This is a genomic window from Sphingomonas sp. PL20 (genome assembly GCF_017875905.1).
Lineage (GTDB): Bacteria > Pseudomonadota > Alphaproteobacteria > Sphingomonadales > Sphingomonadaceae > Sphingomonas > Sphingomonas echinoides.
The window spans coordinates 1,941,127-1,954,709 of sequence record NZ_JAGINH010000002.1 but is presented as its reverse complement, the minus strand read 5'-3'; the positions used below and the strand labels follow the sequence as shown (position 1 = coordinate 1,954,709).

The window sequence follows — 13,583 nt, the reverse complement described above, 5'->3', positions numbered from 1 at the left end:
ATTAAATCCCCGGCAATTGCCGCTGCGGATCGACCGGGGTGCGGCCCTTGCGCATCTCGAAATGGAGTTCGGGGCGATCGGCCAGCCCGGAATCGCCCGACAGCGCGATCGTTTGCCCGCGCCGCACCGATTGGCCGCGCTGGACGAGCAGCTGGCTGGCATGGCCGTACACCGTCGTCCAGCTATCGCCGTGCTTCACGATGACGAGGCCGCCCAGCGTCGGGATGCCGCTGCCGGCATAGGCCACCACACCATCGGCGGCGGCGAGAATCGGGGTGCCGATCGGCACCGCGATCTTAATGCCGTTATATTTCTCGCCCGATGCACCGGGGCCGAAATGGGCGACGATGCGCCCCCGCACCGGCCAGGCGAAGCCACCGCTCAGTCGGGTCGGTTCGGCAACCGCCTGCGTGGGTGCCAGCACGCGCCGCGACGAAGGCGACGGGCGGACCGGCCGCTCGTTCGCCGCCAGAGCGGGTTCGCTGCCGGTGACGATATCATCGATGTCGAGCCGGAAGGCGGCGGCGCGCTCGGCCGCGGTGCTCCCGCTTGCCGTGCCGGGGATGAGAATGCGCATCCCGACCCGCAGCGTATAGGGCTCGTTCAACTCGTTCGCGCTGACGATGCGCGACCAATCCACGCCGTAAGCGCGCGCGATCGCGATGCCGGTCTGCCCGGCACGCACCTGATGATAGCGCCCGCCGGGGATGTCGAGCCGCTGTCCCGGCCGGATGACAAAGGGGGCGGCCAGGCCATTCGCCCGCGCGATCGCTTCGGAACCGGCACCCGTGCGGTCCCCAACGGCGCGCAATGTGTCCCCGGGGCGGACGATATAGCTTGTCGCCGAAACGGTCTCGGCATCAGCCGTTACCGGTCGCGCCTGCCAGGCGGGCGGGGGGGCGGGTAGGGCCGAAACGCCCGCATCGATCCGTTGCGGTTCGTAGCGATCCTGCTCGCGGTCGGGACGATCCCCACCTTGCGGTTCGTAAGGCCGTTGGTCGTCGCGCGGCTGATAGGGGGGCGGGGCGTCATAACCGCGCTGTGGCCGGTCTGGATTGGGAATGCAGGCGGTGAGCGGTGCCAGGACCAGGATCGCGATACCAAAGGTCTTGCCGCGATGCCCCATTCTCTACCCCCCTAAGCGTACAATGCGCCCAGCATAGCGAGCGAGGGGCGGTGTGTCAGGTCGAGATGCAGCGGCGTCACGGCAATGTACCCATCTTGCACAGCTTCCAGATCGGTGGCGTGGGCTGGTGTTTCCTCGGTCGGGCCGAGCGCGAACCAGTGATAGTCGTATCCGCGCGGATCCCGGTTGGTGACGATCTGCAGGCGTCCGTAATCGCGCAGGCCCTGCTGGACGATCTTGATCCCCTTCACGCGGTCCGCCGGTCCAGCAGGGAAGTTGATGTTGACCAGGCTGCGGGGCTCCAGCGGGGCGTCGATCAACGGGCGCAACACGCGCTCACCCCAGGCGGCGGCGGCTTCGAACGGCACCGCGTCGCCCAGGCCCTCGCGGTCATAGACCTGGCTCAGCGCGATCGACCGCACCCCCGCCAGCGCGCCCTCCATCGCAGCGGAAACCGTACCGGAATAGGTCACGTCCTCGGCCAGATTGGCCCCGCGATTAACGCCTGAAAGGATCAGGTCGGGCTTGGCCTCGCGCATGATCCGTGCGAGCGCCATCATCACCGCATCGGTCGGCGTGCCGGCCACGGCAAAGCGCTTTTCGGCGTGTTGGCGCACGCGGATCGGGCGCGTCAGCGTCAGCGAATGGCCCGCGCCCGATTGTTCGTCGGCGGGCGCAACGATCCAGACATCGTCGGAAAATTTCGCGGCAATCGCTTCCAGGATCTTGAGCCCGGGCGCGTGATAGCCATCATCATTGGTCAGCAGAATCCGCATCGTGTCGTCCTTTATGCATGACGCGCTTTTCCGTTCGTGCGGAGCTTGTCGAAGCACCGCTCTCCCTTGCGAGCAAGGCGCGGGAGGAGGGCCCGCCCTTCGACAGGCTCGGAGCGAACGGGAAAGGTCAGCGTGCCGGTTCCAGCCGGTTGAGGCCCTTGAGATAGGGCTGGAGCACGTCGGGAATCGCCACCGCGCCATCTTCCTGCTGATAGTTTTCCAGAACCGCCACCAACGTCCGTCCGACCGCGAGGCCCGAGCCGTTGAGCGTGTGGACAAAAGGATAAGGCCCCTTGCCCATGAACTTTGAATGCGTGCCTGCTTTCAAGAAATTGCTCGCGAGAGAATCGGCGGGCCGGTAGCGTGCATTCATGCGCCGTGCCTGGAAATCGGTGCAGGTCGAGCAACTCGAAATCTCGCGATATTGCCCCTGACCGGGCAGCCACACTTCGAGATCGAAGGTGCGCGCGGCGGTGAAGCCCATGTCGCCAGTGCACAATTTCATCCGGCGGAACGGCAAGCCAAGCGCGTTGAGCAAGCCTTCGGCGCACGCCGTCATCCGCTCATGCTCGGCCTCGGAGGCATCGGGCGTGACGATCGACACCATCTCGACCTTTTCGAACTGATGCTGGCGGATGAAACCGCGCGTGTCGCGCCCGGCCGCGCCCGCTTCCGAACGGAAGCAGGGGGTGAGGGCGGTGAAGCGCAGCGGCAGTTCCGCCTCGCTCAAAATCTGTTCGCGCACGATATTGGTCAGGCTGACTTCGGCGGTCGGGATCAGCCAGCGGCCATCGGTGGTCTTGAACAGATCCTCGGCGAATTTGGGGAGCTGCCCGGTGCCGAACACCGCTTCGTCGCGCACCAGCAGCGGCGGGACCACTTGCTCATAGCCGTGCGTGCCCGACAGCGTATCGAGCATGAATTGGCCAAGCGCGCGGTGCAGCCGCGCCGCCGCACCGCGCAACAGGGTAAAGCGCGCGCCCGACATTGCCGCGCCGGTTTCGAAATCGAGTCCCAGCGCAGGGCCGATCGCATCATGCTCGCGCGGGGTGAAGGCGAAGGTGCCGGGGGTGCCGTGGCTGGCGACCAGGACATTTCCGGTTTCGTCGGCACCCTCGGGCACATCAGCACGCGGCAGATTGGGGATCGCCGCGAGTTGGGCGTTCAACGACTCGCCAAGCGCCTTTTCTTCGGCTTCGATCGCGGGCAGCCGTTCCTTCAGCGTCGCAACTTCGGCCATCAACGTGGCAGCGGTCGCCTCGTCCTTGGCCGCTTTCGCGGCACCAATCGCTTTCGAGGCTTCGTTGCGCCGCGCCTGCGCCACTTGCGCCTCGGTCATCAGCGCGCGTCGCCGTTCGTCGAGCGCGACCAGTTCAGAGGCAACGGGGGCAAAGCCACGCCGGGCGAGGCTTGCGTCGAAGGCGGCGGGATCATCCCGGATCAGACGGATATCGTGCATGACCGGGCTATGGCGTCGCCCCGTGCCCTACGCAACCCGTTCGCGTGGTGAAGCCGCCCGGCGGCCGCGTTTCGTCCGATCAGGCCAGGTTTGCGCTCGGTTTGGCGAAGCGCTTGCGCGCCACCAGCGCGGCTGCGGCTGCCCCGAACAGCAGGACCATGGGCGGTGCCGGGACGGGGGCCGGTGGGCCGCCGCTGGAACCCGTGCTGCCGCTGCTGGCACTGCTTGATGCGCTGCTTCCGCTGCTTCCGTTGCTGCCGCTGCCCGAGGATCCCCATCCGCCATTGGAGCTCCAGCCATGGCTGCTCGAGCCGTAGCTGCTTGAGCTTGCCGAGGAACTGCTGCTGCTCGAACCGTTGGACGAGCTGGCCGAGGACACGTTGCCACTGGAGGACGAAGAGCCGCTCGAGGCCGAAGAGACGTTCCCGCTCGAGGCCGACGACACGTTACCGCTGGAGGACGAGGAAACGTTCCCGCTGGAGGACGAGGAGACGTTGCCACTCGATGCCGAAGACGAGGAAACGTTCCCGCTCGAACCGCCCGATGCGGACGACACATTCCCACTCGAGCCACCCGAGGCCGACGAGACGTTGCCGCTGGAACCGCCCGATGCCGAGGAAACATTCCCGCTCGACGACGATCCGCCGGTTGACGACGTGCTCGACACCGTTGCGCCGCCCGTGCTCGTGGACGAGGATGATCCGCCGGAGCCGCCGGACGAGGAGGTGCTGCTGACCGAACCGCTGGACGACGTGCTCGAAACGCTCCCGCTCGACGTCGACGATCCGCCGGTGGATGATCCACCGGTCGAGGTCGAGCCGCCGCTGGTGGAGGAACTGGTCGAAGATCCGCCGCTCGATGTCGAGCCGCCGGTCGAAGTCGACGAGATGACGATGCTACCGCCGCCGCTGCTGCTCCCGCCCCCGAAGAAGCCGCCTGCGAAAAAGCCGCCGCCGCCGAAACCACCGCTGCCGCCGATCACGGTCAGCCCACCGCCGCCGCCACCGCCAGAGCCCGAATAAGGCGGGTCCACAGGAACGGGGGCACCCTGCGCGGTCAGATACACCACTTGCGGCTGCGTCGTGGTGGTGGTCTGGGTCACCACCTTGCGAACGCGCGCGCCAGCGTGTCCGACCCGCATTTTGCTGGCGGCGACCGTTGTCGTGCGGCGCACGATTCGTTTGGTGACCTTGTGCGTATAGGCGCTGCGTGCCCGCGCGCCGTCGGCTACATGCACGGCTCCACCGCCGACAATAGCCCCCCCACAGGCACATGCACACAGTTTCGCCAAAGCCATCCGGACGGACATGATGCTATTCTCTCACTAACGGCGCACGTATCGCCTGGACGATACATTTCGCTCAGACTTGCATTTGATATTCCGCAAAGTGCCGAACAAAGCGTTAAGTGCAATTGCGTTAACCAACTTTTTCGTGATCATTTGGCAACAAAGCGTGACTAAGCAGTGCGCAGCATGGTTAACGTTTCATTATGGATCGCCTTCCACGTTAACATTTGTTTTGCACGCGACCATGAAGACGTTTTGCCGAGTCTGCGTCTCTGGTCTCCGCACGCCCGAACGGCGCAGGAATGAGCCTCTGGCAGGATCAATTTTGTCCGATCCCATTTTCCCGTGTCGCGCGGCATCAGGATTGCTTGTGGTGCTTCAATGGCATGGCTATAGGCCCGCATCAGGTGGGTTGACCTTGGCTCGGTCCAGAGGTGCGCAAAGCATCGGGTGATCGTGAGGGGAGAGAGTGGGATGGCGACTGTCTTGAATAGATTGGACGATTCCGAAAAATTCGCGGTACCGCAGGTCGGTAGCGACGACGGCTACAGGCCAAGCGCGGACGAGGAGTTCATGAACCCCCGTCAGCAAGCGTATTTTCGCGCAAAATTGCAGGGCTGGAAGGACTCGATCCTGCGGGAGGCGGCGGGCACGCTTTCACAGCTTCAGGTCGATACCTTGCGCGAGGCGGATCTTACCGACCGAGCGTCCAGCGAAACCGATTGGTCGATCGAACTGCGCACCCGCGACCGGCAGCGCAAGCTTATCTCCAAGATCGAGGCAGCGATGCGCCGGATCGACGAAGGCGAGTACGGCTATTGCGAAGTGACCGGCGAGCCGATCTCGCTCGCACGCCTGGAGGCGCGGCCGATCGCGACGATGACGGTCGAAGCCCAGGAACGTCATGAACGGCATGAAAAGATTTCGCGCGAGGATTGATCGAACGGTCGGTGCTTTAAGGTATTGGATACCATTGCGCGGGTAATCTCGACGGGAACCAAGATCGGCATTTCCCACGCAATGGACCACTTCTCGCAAGATCCGCTCAACCCCTCGATCGAGGACGGGGCGCACAACCGTCAGGACACGCGTGACAGCCTGTTCCTGATGGCGGATTTTCGCGTGGCCGGGCAGTCGGCTACCCAACCGGTGCGGGTGCGCAATCTCTCGGCCGGCGGGCTGATGGCGGAGTTTTCGGACGGCCTCGCGCAAGGGCTGCGAGTCGAGTTCGACGTGAGGGGCGTCGGCTGGGTGCCGGGGCAGGTCGCCTGGTCGGCAGCGGGGCGGATCGGGGTCGCGTTCGACCGCCATATCGACCCGATGCTCGCCCGAAAGCCGGTCGGCCAGGGCGGACAAACCCCGGTTTTCGTAAAGCCGATCTTCCCCCGACAACACCGCTAGCATTGCGAGATTATCAGGGTAGCCCGAGCGCGGTCTACGCTCGGGCCCGTCTCGCGTCAGATTTGCGCGAGTTCCTGCTTGATTCGAAGCTTTTGTTTCTTTAGCGCAGCCAAAGTCGCAGCGTCCGGCAAGGGCCGCTGCGTCTCGGCGGCGATCTGGCGATCGAGGACTGCATGCTTGGCTGAAAGAGCCGATTGATGCGCGGTCTGCATGGGATGCGTACCTCCTTCATGGGCTGTTGGGGAAAGCCAATAGAACACGCTACGCAGCGCTTGTCTCTACCCCTTTATGACGATGTACGACGCGCGCACCGTTTCATGCGACCGGTCGATTTTATCCGTGCTGCGCGCCCGTGATTTGCTAAGGCGAGGCATCGAAGGGGGCACGATGGACGAGAGCCTGATCGCAAAGCGGCTGGAGGTATTACGAGTCGAACATCGCGATCTCGATTCGGCGATCGGGGCCTTGATCGGCGCTGGCTCGCTTGATCAATTGCAATTGGCGCGCTTCAAGAAGCGCAAGTTGCGGTTGCGCGATGAGATCGCCTTGCTCGAAGACCAGCTCGTTCCCGATATTATCGCGTGATTCCCTAGCGTTCCCAATGTGGGACAGCTGGCATACGGTGCGCGCTGCATGCGGCGCTACCGTTAAGGTTTTGTTTATGTAAGGTGGTTGCATGGGATCCCCAGCCTATGATTCGCGCATGCAGCGCCGCGTTATCGATACGCTGTACATCGATGCCATGGTTTTGGCCGATGAAGCACGCAGCTATTTCGACGAAGGCGGACGCGCGGATCGCGAAGCGCTGGATCCGCTTGCGCGCGTATCGTTCAGTTGCGAATCGCTGAAGGTCACGACTCGGCTGATGCACGTCATCGCCTGGTTGCTCACGCAACGCGCGGTCGATGCCGGGGAGATGGCGTTGCGCGAGGCGCTCGATGAATCGCGCCGGTTAGGCACCGCTCCGACCACTGAGGGCGCAGTGATCCACTCCATGCCTGCGGTCGCACAAACTTTGATCTGGGCGAGCATCGACCTCCACCGCCGGGTCGCGCGGCTCGACCAAATTCAGGCGGATGAGATCGAATCCTTCGAAAGCCCGGTGCGCACGATGCAGGATCGCCTGGCGCTCGCCTTCTGACGCTGCCGTCGCGCGAGCGCCTGTCAGGCCGGGCTTAGAGCTTCAAACGTTCGCGCGCGGCACGATATTGGCGCTCCAGCCGGTCCACCATATCGGCGACGGGCTCGACCCGGTCGATCACCCCAATGCCCTGGCCGGATCCCCAAATTTCCTTCCACGCCTTGGGCTTCGCACCGTTACCGGTGCCGAAATCCATGGTCTTCAGGTCGCCCTCGGGAAGGTGATCGGGGTCCATTCCGGCGGCGACGATCGACGCGCGCAGGTAATTCCCATGCACGCCGGTAAACAGATTTGAATAGACGATGTCGGCGGCCTTGCCCTCGACGATGCCCTGTTTGTAGGCGGCTTCGGCATTGGCCTCGACGCTCGCGATGAACGGCGAGCCGATATAGGCGAAGTCCGCCCCCATCGCTTGCGCGGCCAGGACGGCATCGCCCGTCGCGATCGAGCCCGACAGCGCCAGCGGGCCATCGAACCACTGGCGGATTTCCTGGATGATCGCGAAGGGCGACAAGCGACCGGCATGGCCGCCTGCACCCGCTGCCACCGCAATCAGGCCGTCGGCACCCTTTTCAACCGCTTTGCGCGCGAAGCGATCGTCGATCACGTCGTGCAGCGTGATCCCGCCCCAACCGTGCACGGCGGTGTTCAGATCCTCGCGCGCGCCAAGCGAGGTGATGATGATCGGCACCTGCCACTTGGCGCAGGTCGCCAGATCGGCCTCCAGCCGCTCATTGGAGCGGTGGACGATCTGGTTGACCGCGAAGGGCGCGGCGGGGCGTTCGGGATGCGCGCGATTATGTGCGGCGAGCTCTTCGGTGATGCGATGCAGCCACTCGTCCAGCACCCCCTGCGGGCGGGCGTTGAGCGCCGGAAAGGACCCGACGATCCCCGCCTTGCACTGCGCGATGACCAGCTCCGGCCCGGAAATGATGAACAGCGGCGAACCGATCACGGGGAGCCGCAGCGATGCGAACAAGGGGGGAATGCTCATGTCCGTTTCATAGCGCAACCGAAACGCCTGTCCAGCGGCGTTGATTTGCTACGCCGCGCGAAAGAGTTATGGATCGAAATTCTGCGTTTGTTTCCGGAGCAACCAAGTGAAGCTGTCCCTTGCCGCCGCCTTGTTGATTGGAGTCGCCTCGCCCGCCTTTGCGGTCGGTCAATTGCCGGAGGGCGTTGCCCCGGTTTCGTATGACATCACCATCCGCCCGGACGCCAAGACGATGAGTTTCTCGGGCGAGGAGACCGTTACGGTCGACGTGGCGCGCGCGACCAAGGCGATCGTGCTCAATGCGGCGGACCTCAAAATTACGACCGCGACCCTAGACGGAGCGGCGATCCCGTTCACGCTCGATCCGGTCAAACAGCAAGTGACGCTCACGCTGCCAACACTGGCTGCGATCGGCCAGCACAAGCTGCATTTCGCCTGGACGGGCACGATCAACAACTCAGCGTCCGGGTTTTTCGCGATCGACTATACCAATCCGGATGGATCGGCGGCGCGGATGCTGGCCACGCAGTTCGAAGCTCCCGATGCCCGTCGCTTCGCGCCGATGTGGGATGAGCCGCAGTATAAGGCGACCTTCACGCTCTCAACCGTCGCCCCCGGCGCGCAGACGGCCTTTTCCAATATGCCAGCGATGAGTGTTACTCCGCAGCAGGATGGAACCAAGCTCTATCGCTTCGCGGAAACGCCGAAAATGTCGAGCTATCTGCTGTTCCTCGGCATGGGCGACGTCGAACGCAAGACGGTAATGGCGGGCAAGACCGAAATCGGCATCATCACCCGGCGCGGGGTGGTCGATCAGGGGGACTATGCGCTCGCCCAGGCCAAGCGCTTGCTGACCTATTATAACGACTATTTCGGGCAGCCTTATCCCTTGCCCAAGCTCGACATGATCGCCGGCCCTGGCTCCAGCCAATTTTTCGGCGCGATGGAAAATTGGGGCGCGATTTTCTATTTCGAGCCCGAGTTGCTCTACGACCAGAAGCGCGCGACGCAGAGCGGCAAGCAGCGTATCTTCACCGTCGTCGCGCATGAAATGGCGCACCAGTGGTTCGGCGATCTGGTCACCATGAAATGGTGGGATGATTTGTGGCTCAACGAGGGTTTCGCCTCGTGGATGGAGAACAAGTCGAGCATCGATCTCAACCCCGATTGGAATGCGGCGGCAACCGCAGTGGCGCAGGACCGCGAAAGCGCGCTGCAGGTCGATTCGACATCGGGTACGCACCCGATCATCCGCCATGTCGAAACCGTCGACCAGATTGGCGAGGGCTTTGACGGCATCACCTATGCCAAGGGCCAGGCCGTCATCGGCATGATGGAATCGACACTGGGTGCGGACACGTTCCGCGACGGTATCCGCCGCTACATGGCGAAATACAAATATTCGAACACCGCGACCGATCAATTGTGGAGCGAATTGTCGGCCGCCGCCGGCACGCCGGTGGCGGATATCGCGCACGATTTCACGCTGCAGCCGGGCGTGCCGCTTGTCACCATGACCAGCGCGCGCTGTGTTGGCACCGAAACCAAGGTTACCATGACGCAGGGGCGCTTCGCTTATGACGGCAGCGCCAAGCAAATGCTGACCTGGCGCGTTCCGCTGACGCTGGGCGTGGTCGGCCAACCGGTGACGCGCGCGATCGTGCGCGGGGCAAAGCCGACCACGGTCACCGTGCAGGGGTGTGGCACCGTCGTGCTCAACCGCGACAAGGGCGGCTATGCGCGGGTGGCCTATGATGCGCCTGCCCATGCTGCGATCGTCCGCAATTTCGCCAGCCTTGCGCTGACCGATCAACTCGGCACGCTGGGCAATGATTTCGCGCTGGCCAAGGGTGGCAATCAGCGGCTCGACCGCTATTTCGCCGATGTCGGCGCGATCGGAGCGGACGCCAATCCCCTCTTGTGGGAGACGTTGGCCGGGCAGCTGTCCGACCTGGGCGGCCGCTTGCCCAAGGGGGCTGCCAAGACCGCGATGCGCGCGCGCATCGTCGCGACGCTGGCACCGGCGCTGGAACGCGTCGGCTTCCAGGCCAAGCAGGATGAATCGCCGCTGATCTCCACGCTGCGCGAAACGCTGATTGCGGTGCAGGGCGACAATGGTGACCCGGTCGTGGCGGAGACGGCGCGGCGCTATGTCGCAGCGCTGGCGACAGACACCAACGCCATCCCGGCGGCGATCCGGCAGCCGATCCTTGGCACCTACGCCAATAATGCGACCCCGGCCGAATGGGACGCGCTGCTGAAGCTGACGCTCGCCGAAAAGAACCCGGTGGTGAAAAACGGCTATGTGCGCTTGCTGGGCTATAGCGATGACGACGCGCTGGCACGGCGCGCGCTCGGCCTGCTGTCGACCGGCGATCTGACCACACCGCAAAAGGCCAGCCTGTTGCAAACGGTCGCCAGCAACCATCCGGACATGGCGTTCGACTTCGCCGTCAGCAACCTCGCGCTGGTTAACACGCTGGTAGAAACCAGCAACCGTGCGGGCTTTGTGGCGGGTCTGGGGGCGGGGTCGGATGATCCCGCGATGCCCGCCAAGATCACGGCGTTCGCGACCGCGAATCTACCGGTCGCCGCGCGAGGGGCGGCGAAGGCCAAGGTGGCGGCGATGGCGGCGCGCCGCCTGGTCAATGCGCGCATTCGCGGCGACATCGCCGCTTGGGCGACGGGGGGAACCGCCAAAAGCGGGTCTTAATCGACCCGCTTCAATCCGGCGGCATATTTGCGGCCGTTGGCAACATAATGTTCGGCGGAGACGCGCAGCATCGCCTGTGCGTCTTCGTCGAGTGCGCGCACCGCACGGGCGGGGCTGCCGACGATCAGGCTGCCGGGCGGGAACACCTTGCCTTCGGTGACCAGTGCGCCTGCGCCGACAATCGAGCCCGCGCCAATCTCCGCCCGGTTGAGCACGACCGCGCCCATTCCGATCAACACGCCGTCACCGACGGTGCAGCCATGCAGGATGGCGTGATGGCCGATCGTGCAATCCTCGCCGATCGTTAGCGGCGCGCCGGGATCGGAATGGCACATCGCGCCTTCCTGGATGTTGCTGCGCGCGCCGACCACAATCGGGGTGTTGTCGCCGCGAATCACCGCGCCGAACCAGATGCTGACATCGGGGCCGAGCTGGACGTCGCCGATCAAATCGGCGCTGGGCGCGACCCAGGCATTGTAGCCAAGCGTGGGGCGAAACCCGTCAATTTCATAGAGCGGCATCTGTTCGGTCTCCTGCGCGCGGTTTCTACCTCGATGCCAGTGCGACGGGTTCCTGTCGATCCGGCGCGGCTTTTGGCCTAGGCGCGCACCATGAGCCTGCACATCTATGTCGATTCCGATGCCTGTCCGGTGAAGGACGAAATCTACAAGGTCGCGCTGCGGCGTTCCGTTGCGGTGACCATCGTCAGCAACAGCCCGATCCGCATTCCCGCCCATCCGCTGCTATCGCGCATCGTCGTCGGCGACCGCTTCGACGAAGCCGATGACTGGATCGCCGAGCGTGCCGATCGCGCGAGCGTGGTGATTACCAACGACATCCTGCTCGCCGACCGGTGCCTGAAAGCAGGCGCGAGCGTGCTGGCCCCCAATGGCAAGCCGTTCACCACGGCCTCGATCGGCAATGCGATCGCGGTGCGCGCGATCATGGCCGATTTGCGCGCGGGCGGCGATGTCGTGGGCGGGCCGGCGCCCTTCGCCAAGGCCGACCGCTCGCGCTTCCTGTCGGCGCTCGATGAAATGCTGGTGCGGCTCTCGCGTTAGGCGTCGCTGCTCGGCGGAAAGCGCCGCAGCGCGCCTTCGAGCGAGGCGGTCGCGCTGCCACGGCGAGCCGGTTTCGGTTGCGTCGGGGCCGGGGACCAGCCGGTCAGATAGATAATGTCGAATCGCTCGGGCGTCTTGCCGTCGGGATCGGCCCGCTCGGCAAACAGGTCGGCCGCGCGCGCGAGCGTATCGCGGCGCAGCGGCGTGCGGTCGCGCAGGATATTGGTGGCCCCCATGCCACGCAGATCGCGCAGCAATCCGCCAATCCCGCGATAGCGGACGGTCAGCGGCTCGATATCGGCAACGGGCAGCGTGAAACCCGCCCGCATCAGCAAATCGCCCGCCGATCGCACATCGACTTGCGGATGGATGCGCGCCGCCGGGCGATCGCGCTCAGCCTCGCGCAGGACGCTGCGCAAGGTCGATAACGTCCCGGCACCGCAGAAGGCGGCGAGGAACAGGCCATCGGGCCGAAGTGCGCGCCGCGCGAGCGTCAGTGCGCCGGGTAGATCATTGACGCTGTCGAGCACGCCCGCCGAAACCACCAGATCGAACGATTCGGCGGGGAAGGGGAGGCGGTCTTCATCGGCCTGCACGCCACCGGCGTGCGCGGCAAACCGCGCGCCCGAGTCGCACCGCGTGAAGTTCGCGCCCGCTGGGGCGGGCAGGGCCCCGTCGAAGCAGCCCAGGTCGAGCATGTCGGTGAAACGATGCGTCACGCTGGCGAGCCGTTCCGCAATGCCGTCGAGCATCGCCGCGCGCAGGAAATCGAACTCGGCGAAGGTCGGTGCGGCGCGGTCGCGGTGGAGGCGGCGCGCGGCGCGGTCGAAGATGTCGGGGACGCTCATCGCCCGGCTTGTGCCGCTCTAGGGGGCGGGCGACAAGGGGGCGTGTCGCCCTGGCTTGCCCCCTTGCGCTTGATCGCCGATTTCGCGCTGCCGCCGCGCTGCCCCGGGTGCGGAGCGGTGACGGGGGAGGATCATCGCTTCTGCGCCACCTGTTGGGGCGCGCTGCGCTTTCTCGCACCGCCGTGGTGCGCAACCTGTCACACCCCATTCGCTTATGATCGCGGGGCAGAGGCGCAGTGCGCGGCCTGCATCGCCGATCCGCCACGCCACGCCGGGGTGCGGGCGGCGGTGGCCTATGGCGATGTCGCGCGCACGGTGGCGCTCCGCCTGAAATATGGCGGGCGCACCGCCTTTGCCGAGACCGTCGGGCGGCAAATGGCGCGGCTGCTGCCGGAGGATGCCGATATGCTGCTGCCGGTGCCGCTCCACCGCTGGCGTCTGTGGTCGCGCGGCTTCAACCAAGCTGCGCTGATCGCCAATGCGCTTACGCGCGTTAGCGGCATCGCGCACGATCCGCTGCTGTTGCGCCGCGTCAAGGCCACGCCACCACTGCGCGCGATGGGGGCAAAGGCGCGCGCGCGGGCCGTCGCCGGGGTGTTCCGCGTGATCGACCCCAAGGCGCAGTTGCCCGGCAAGGCGGTGGTGTTGATCGACGACATCTACACCAGCGGTGCGACCACCGACGGTTGCACCGCCGCCTTGCTGCGTGCGGGCGCGGCGAAGGTGACGATCCTGTGCTGGGCGCGGGTCATCGATTCGAAGGATTGATGCGCCCG

16 protein-coding genes are annotated in these 13,583 nt (G+C 65.1%); 9 read left to right on the top strand and 7 right to left on the bottom strand.

The features are described 5' to 3' along the window. Position 1: 1 nt before the first annotated feature. From H4W01_RS08980 to serS, 3 genes are all read right to left on the bottom strand, one after another. Positions 2-1,126 carry a M23 family metallopeptidase gene (locus tag H4W01_RS08980; protein ID WP_010402826.1) on the bottom strand — a complete coding sequence of 375 codons (1,125 nt, stop codon included), beginning with the start codon at positions 1,124-1,126 and terminating at the stop codon, positions 2-4. Positions 1,127-1,137: 11 nt separating this feature from the next. Then, the gene (surE, locus tag H4W01_RS08975) at positions 1,138-1,902 is read right to left on the bottom strand and encodes a 5'/3'-nucleotidase SurE (RefSeq protein ID WP_209610743.1); all 765 of its coding nucleotides are present in this window, start codon (positions 1,900-1,902) and stop codon (positions 1,138-1,140) included. Between the two features lie 127 nt (positions 1,903-2,029). Further along, the gene (gene serS, locus H4W01_RS08970; protein ID WP_209610742.1) at positions 2,030-3,361 is read right to left on the bottom strand and encodes a serine--tRNA ligase; all 1,332 of its coding nucleotides are present in this window, start codon (positions 3,359-3,361) and stop codon (positions 2,030-2,032) included. A gap of 44 nt (positions 3,362-3,405) precedes the next feature. Here serS and H4W01_RS08965 point away from each other — a divergent pair, with 44 nt between their 5' ends. The 4 genes from H4W01_RS08965 (at position 3,406) to H4W01_RS08950 (ending at position 6,050) form a co-directional block, all read left to right on the top strand. Then, positions 3,406-3,678 carry a hypothetical protein gene (locus H4W01_RS08965; RefSeq protein WP_209610741.1) on the top strand — a complete coding sequence of 91 codons (273 nt, stop codon included), beginning with the start codon at positions 3,406-3,408 and terminating at the stop codon, positions 3,676-3,678. Between the two features lie 39 nt (positions 3,679-3,717). Beyond that, positions 3,718-4,383, top strand: coding sequence for a hypothetical protein (locus H4W01_RS08960; protein ID WP_209610740.1), 666 nt, complete (start codon positions 3,718-3,720; stop codon positions 4,381-4,383). 740 nt (positions 4,384-5,123) lie between these two features. After that, a complete protein-coding gene (gene dksA, locus H4W01_RS08955) occupies positions 5,124-5,588 on the top strand; it encodes an RNA polymerase-binding protein DksA (RefSeq protein WP_010402820.1) in 465 nt (154 codons plus the stop codon). Between the two features lie 81 nt (positions 5,589-5,669). After that, complete coding sequence (locus tag H4W01_RS08950) at positions 5,670-6,050, top strand: PilZ domain-containing protein (protein ID WP_010402818.1); 381 nt, start codon at positions 5,670-5,672, stop codon at positions 6,048-6,050. 56 nt (positions 6,051-6,106) lie between these two features. Here H4W01_RS08950 and H4W01_RS08945 read toward each other — a convergent pair whose 3' ends face one another. Next, positions 6,107-6,262, bottom strand: a complete 156-nt coding sequence (locus tag H4W01_RS08945) for a YdcH family protein (RefSeq protein ID WP_010402817.1) — start codon at positions 6,260-6,262, stop codon at positions 6,107-6,109. 175 nt (positions 6,263-6,437) lie between these two features. Between H4W01_RS08945 and H4W01_RS08940 the strand changes: the two genes are divergently transcribed. Together H4W01_RS08940 and H4W01_RS08935 are read left to right on the top strand one after the other, a co-directional pair. After that, positions 6,438-6,635, top strand: a complete 198-nt coding sequence (locus tag H4W01_RS08940) for a YdcH family protein (RefSeq protein ID WP_010402816.1) — start codon at positions 6,438-6,440, stop codon at positions 6,633-6,635. A 118-nt stretch (positions 6,636-6,753) separates the two neighbouring features. Continuing rightward, positions 6,754-7,191, top strand: coding sequence for a DUF1465 family protein (locus H4W01_RS08935; RefSeq protein WP_209610739.1), 438 nt, complete (start codon positions 6,754-6,756; stop codon positions 7,189-7,191). 34 nt (positions 7,192-7,225) lie between these two features. Here the strand turns inward: H4W01_RS08935 and H4W01_RS08930 are convergent, their stop codons facing one another. Next, on the bottom strand, positions 7,226-8,185 hold the full coding sequence (locus H4W01_RS08930) for an NAD(P)H-dependent flavin oxidoreductase (protein WP_209610738.1): 960 nt from the start codon (positions 8,183-8,185) through the stop codon (positions 7,226-7,228). A gap of 106 nt (positions 8,186-8,291) precedes the next feature. Here H4W01_RS08930 and H4W01_RS08925 point away from each other — a divergent pair, with 106 nt between their 5' ends. Beyond that, a complete protein-coding gene (locus H4W01_RS08925; protein ID WP_209610737.1) occupies positions 8,292-10,898 on the top strand; it encodes a M1 family metallopeptidase in 2,607 nt (868 codons plus the stop codon). Here the strand turns inward: H4W01_RS08925 and H4W01_RS08920 are convergent. Beyond that, positions 10,895-11,419: a gamma carbonic anhydrase family protein gene (locus tag H4W01_RS08920; protein ID WP_010402812.1), complete on the bottom strand. Its 525-nt coding sequence runs from the start codon at positions 11,417-11,419 to the stop codon at positions 10,895-10,897. The genes H4W01_RS08925 and H4W01_RS08920 overlap by 4 nt on opposite strands. 90 nt (positions 11,420-11,509) lie before the next feature. Here H4W01_RS08920 and H4W01_RS08915 point away from each other — a divergent pair, with 90 nt between their 5' ends. After that, positions 11,510-11,959 (top strand): YaiI/YqxD family protein, encoded by a 450-nt coding sequence (locus H4W01_RS08915; RefSeq protein WP_209610736.1) that lies wholly within the window; start codon positions 11,510-11,512, stop codon positions 11,957-11,959. Here the strand turns inward: H4W01_RS08915 and H4W01_RS08910 are convergent. Then, positions 11,956-12,807 (bottom strand): class I SAM-dependent methyltransferase, encoded by an 852-nt coding sequence (locus H4W01_RS08910; protein WP_209610735.1) that lies wholly within the window; start codon positions 12,805-12,807, stop codon positions 11,956-11,958. The two genes, H4W01_RS08915 and H4W01_RS08910, sit on opposite strands and share 4 nt — an antisense overlap. A 42-nt stretch (positions 12,808-12,849) precedes the next feature. On the opposite strand from H4W01_RS08910, the gene H4W01_RS08905 reads away from it, so the two are divergent. Continuing rightward, positions 12,850-13,575: a double zinc ribbon domain-containing protein gene (locus tag H4W01_RS08905; protein WP_209610734.1), complete on the top strand. Its 726-nt coding sequence runs from the start codon at positions 12,850-12,852 to the stop codon at positions 13,573-13,575. Positions 13,576-13,583 lie beyond the last annotated feature (8 nt).

Coding starts and splice junctions, on each gene's coding strand:
- surE (WP_209610743.1), bottom strand. CDS start 1,902: ATGCGGATTCTGCTGACCAATGATGATGGCTATCACGCGCCCGGGCTC.
- dksA (WP_010402820.1), top strand. CDS start 5,124: ATGGCGACTGTCTTGAATAGATTGGACGATTCCGAAAAATTCGCGGTA.
- serS (WP_209610742.1), bottom strand. CDS start 3,361: ATGCACGATATCCGTCTGATCCGGGATGATCCCGCCGCCTTCGACGCA.
- H4W01_RS08940 (WP_010402816.1), top strand. CDS start 6,438: ATGGACGAGAGCCTGATCGCAAAGCGGCTGGAGGTATTACGAGTCGAA.
- H4W01_RS08950 (WP_010402818.1), top strand. CDS start 5,670: ATGGACCACTTCTCGCAAGATCCGCTCAACCCCTCGATCGAGGACGGG.
- H4W01_RS08945 (WP_010402817.1), bottom strand. CDS start 6,262: ATGCAGACCGCGCATCAATCGGCTCTTTCAGCCAAGCATGCAGTCCTC.
- H4W01_RS08920 (WP_010402812.1), bottom strand. CDS start 11,419: ATGCCGCTCTATGAAATTGACGGGTTTCGCCCCACGCTTGGCTACAAT.
- H4W01_RS08930 (WP_209610738.1), bottom strand. CDS start 8,185: ATGAGCATTCCCCCCTTGTTCGCATCGCTGCGGCTCCCCGTGATCGGT.
- H4W01_RS08910 (WP_209610735.1), bottom strand. CDS start 12,807: ATGAGCGTCCCCGACATCTTCGACCGCGCCGCGCGCCGCCTCCACCGC.
- H4W01_RS08980 (WP_010402826.1), bottom strand. CDS start 1,126: ATGGGGCATCGCGGCAAGACCTTTGGTATCGCGATCCTGGTCCTGGCA.
- H4W01_RS08915 (WP_209610736.1), top strand. CDS start 11,510: ATGAGCCTGCACATCTATGTCGATTCCGATGCCTGTCCGGTGAAGGAC.
- H4W01_RS08935 (WP_209610739.1), top strand. CDS start 6,754: ATGCAGCGCCGCGTTATCGATACGCTGTACATCGATGCCATGGTTTTG.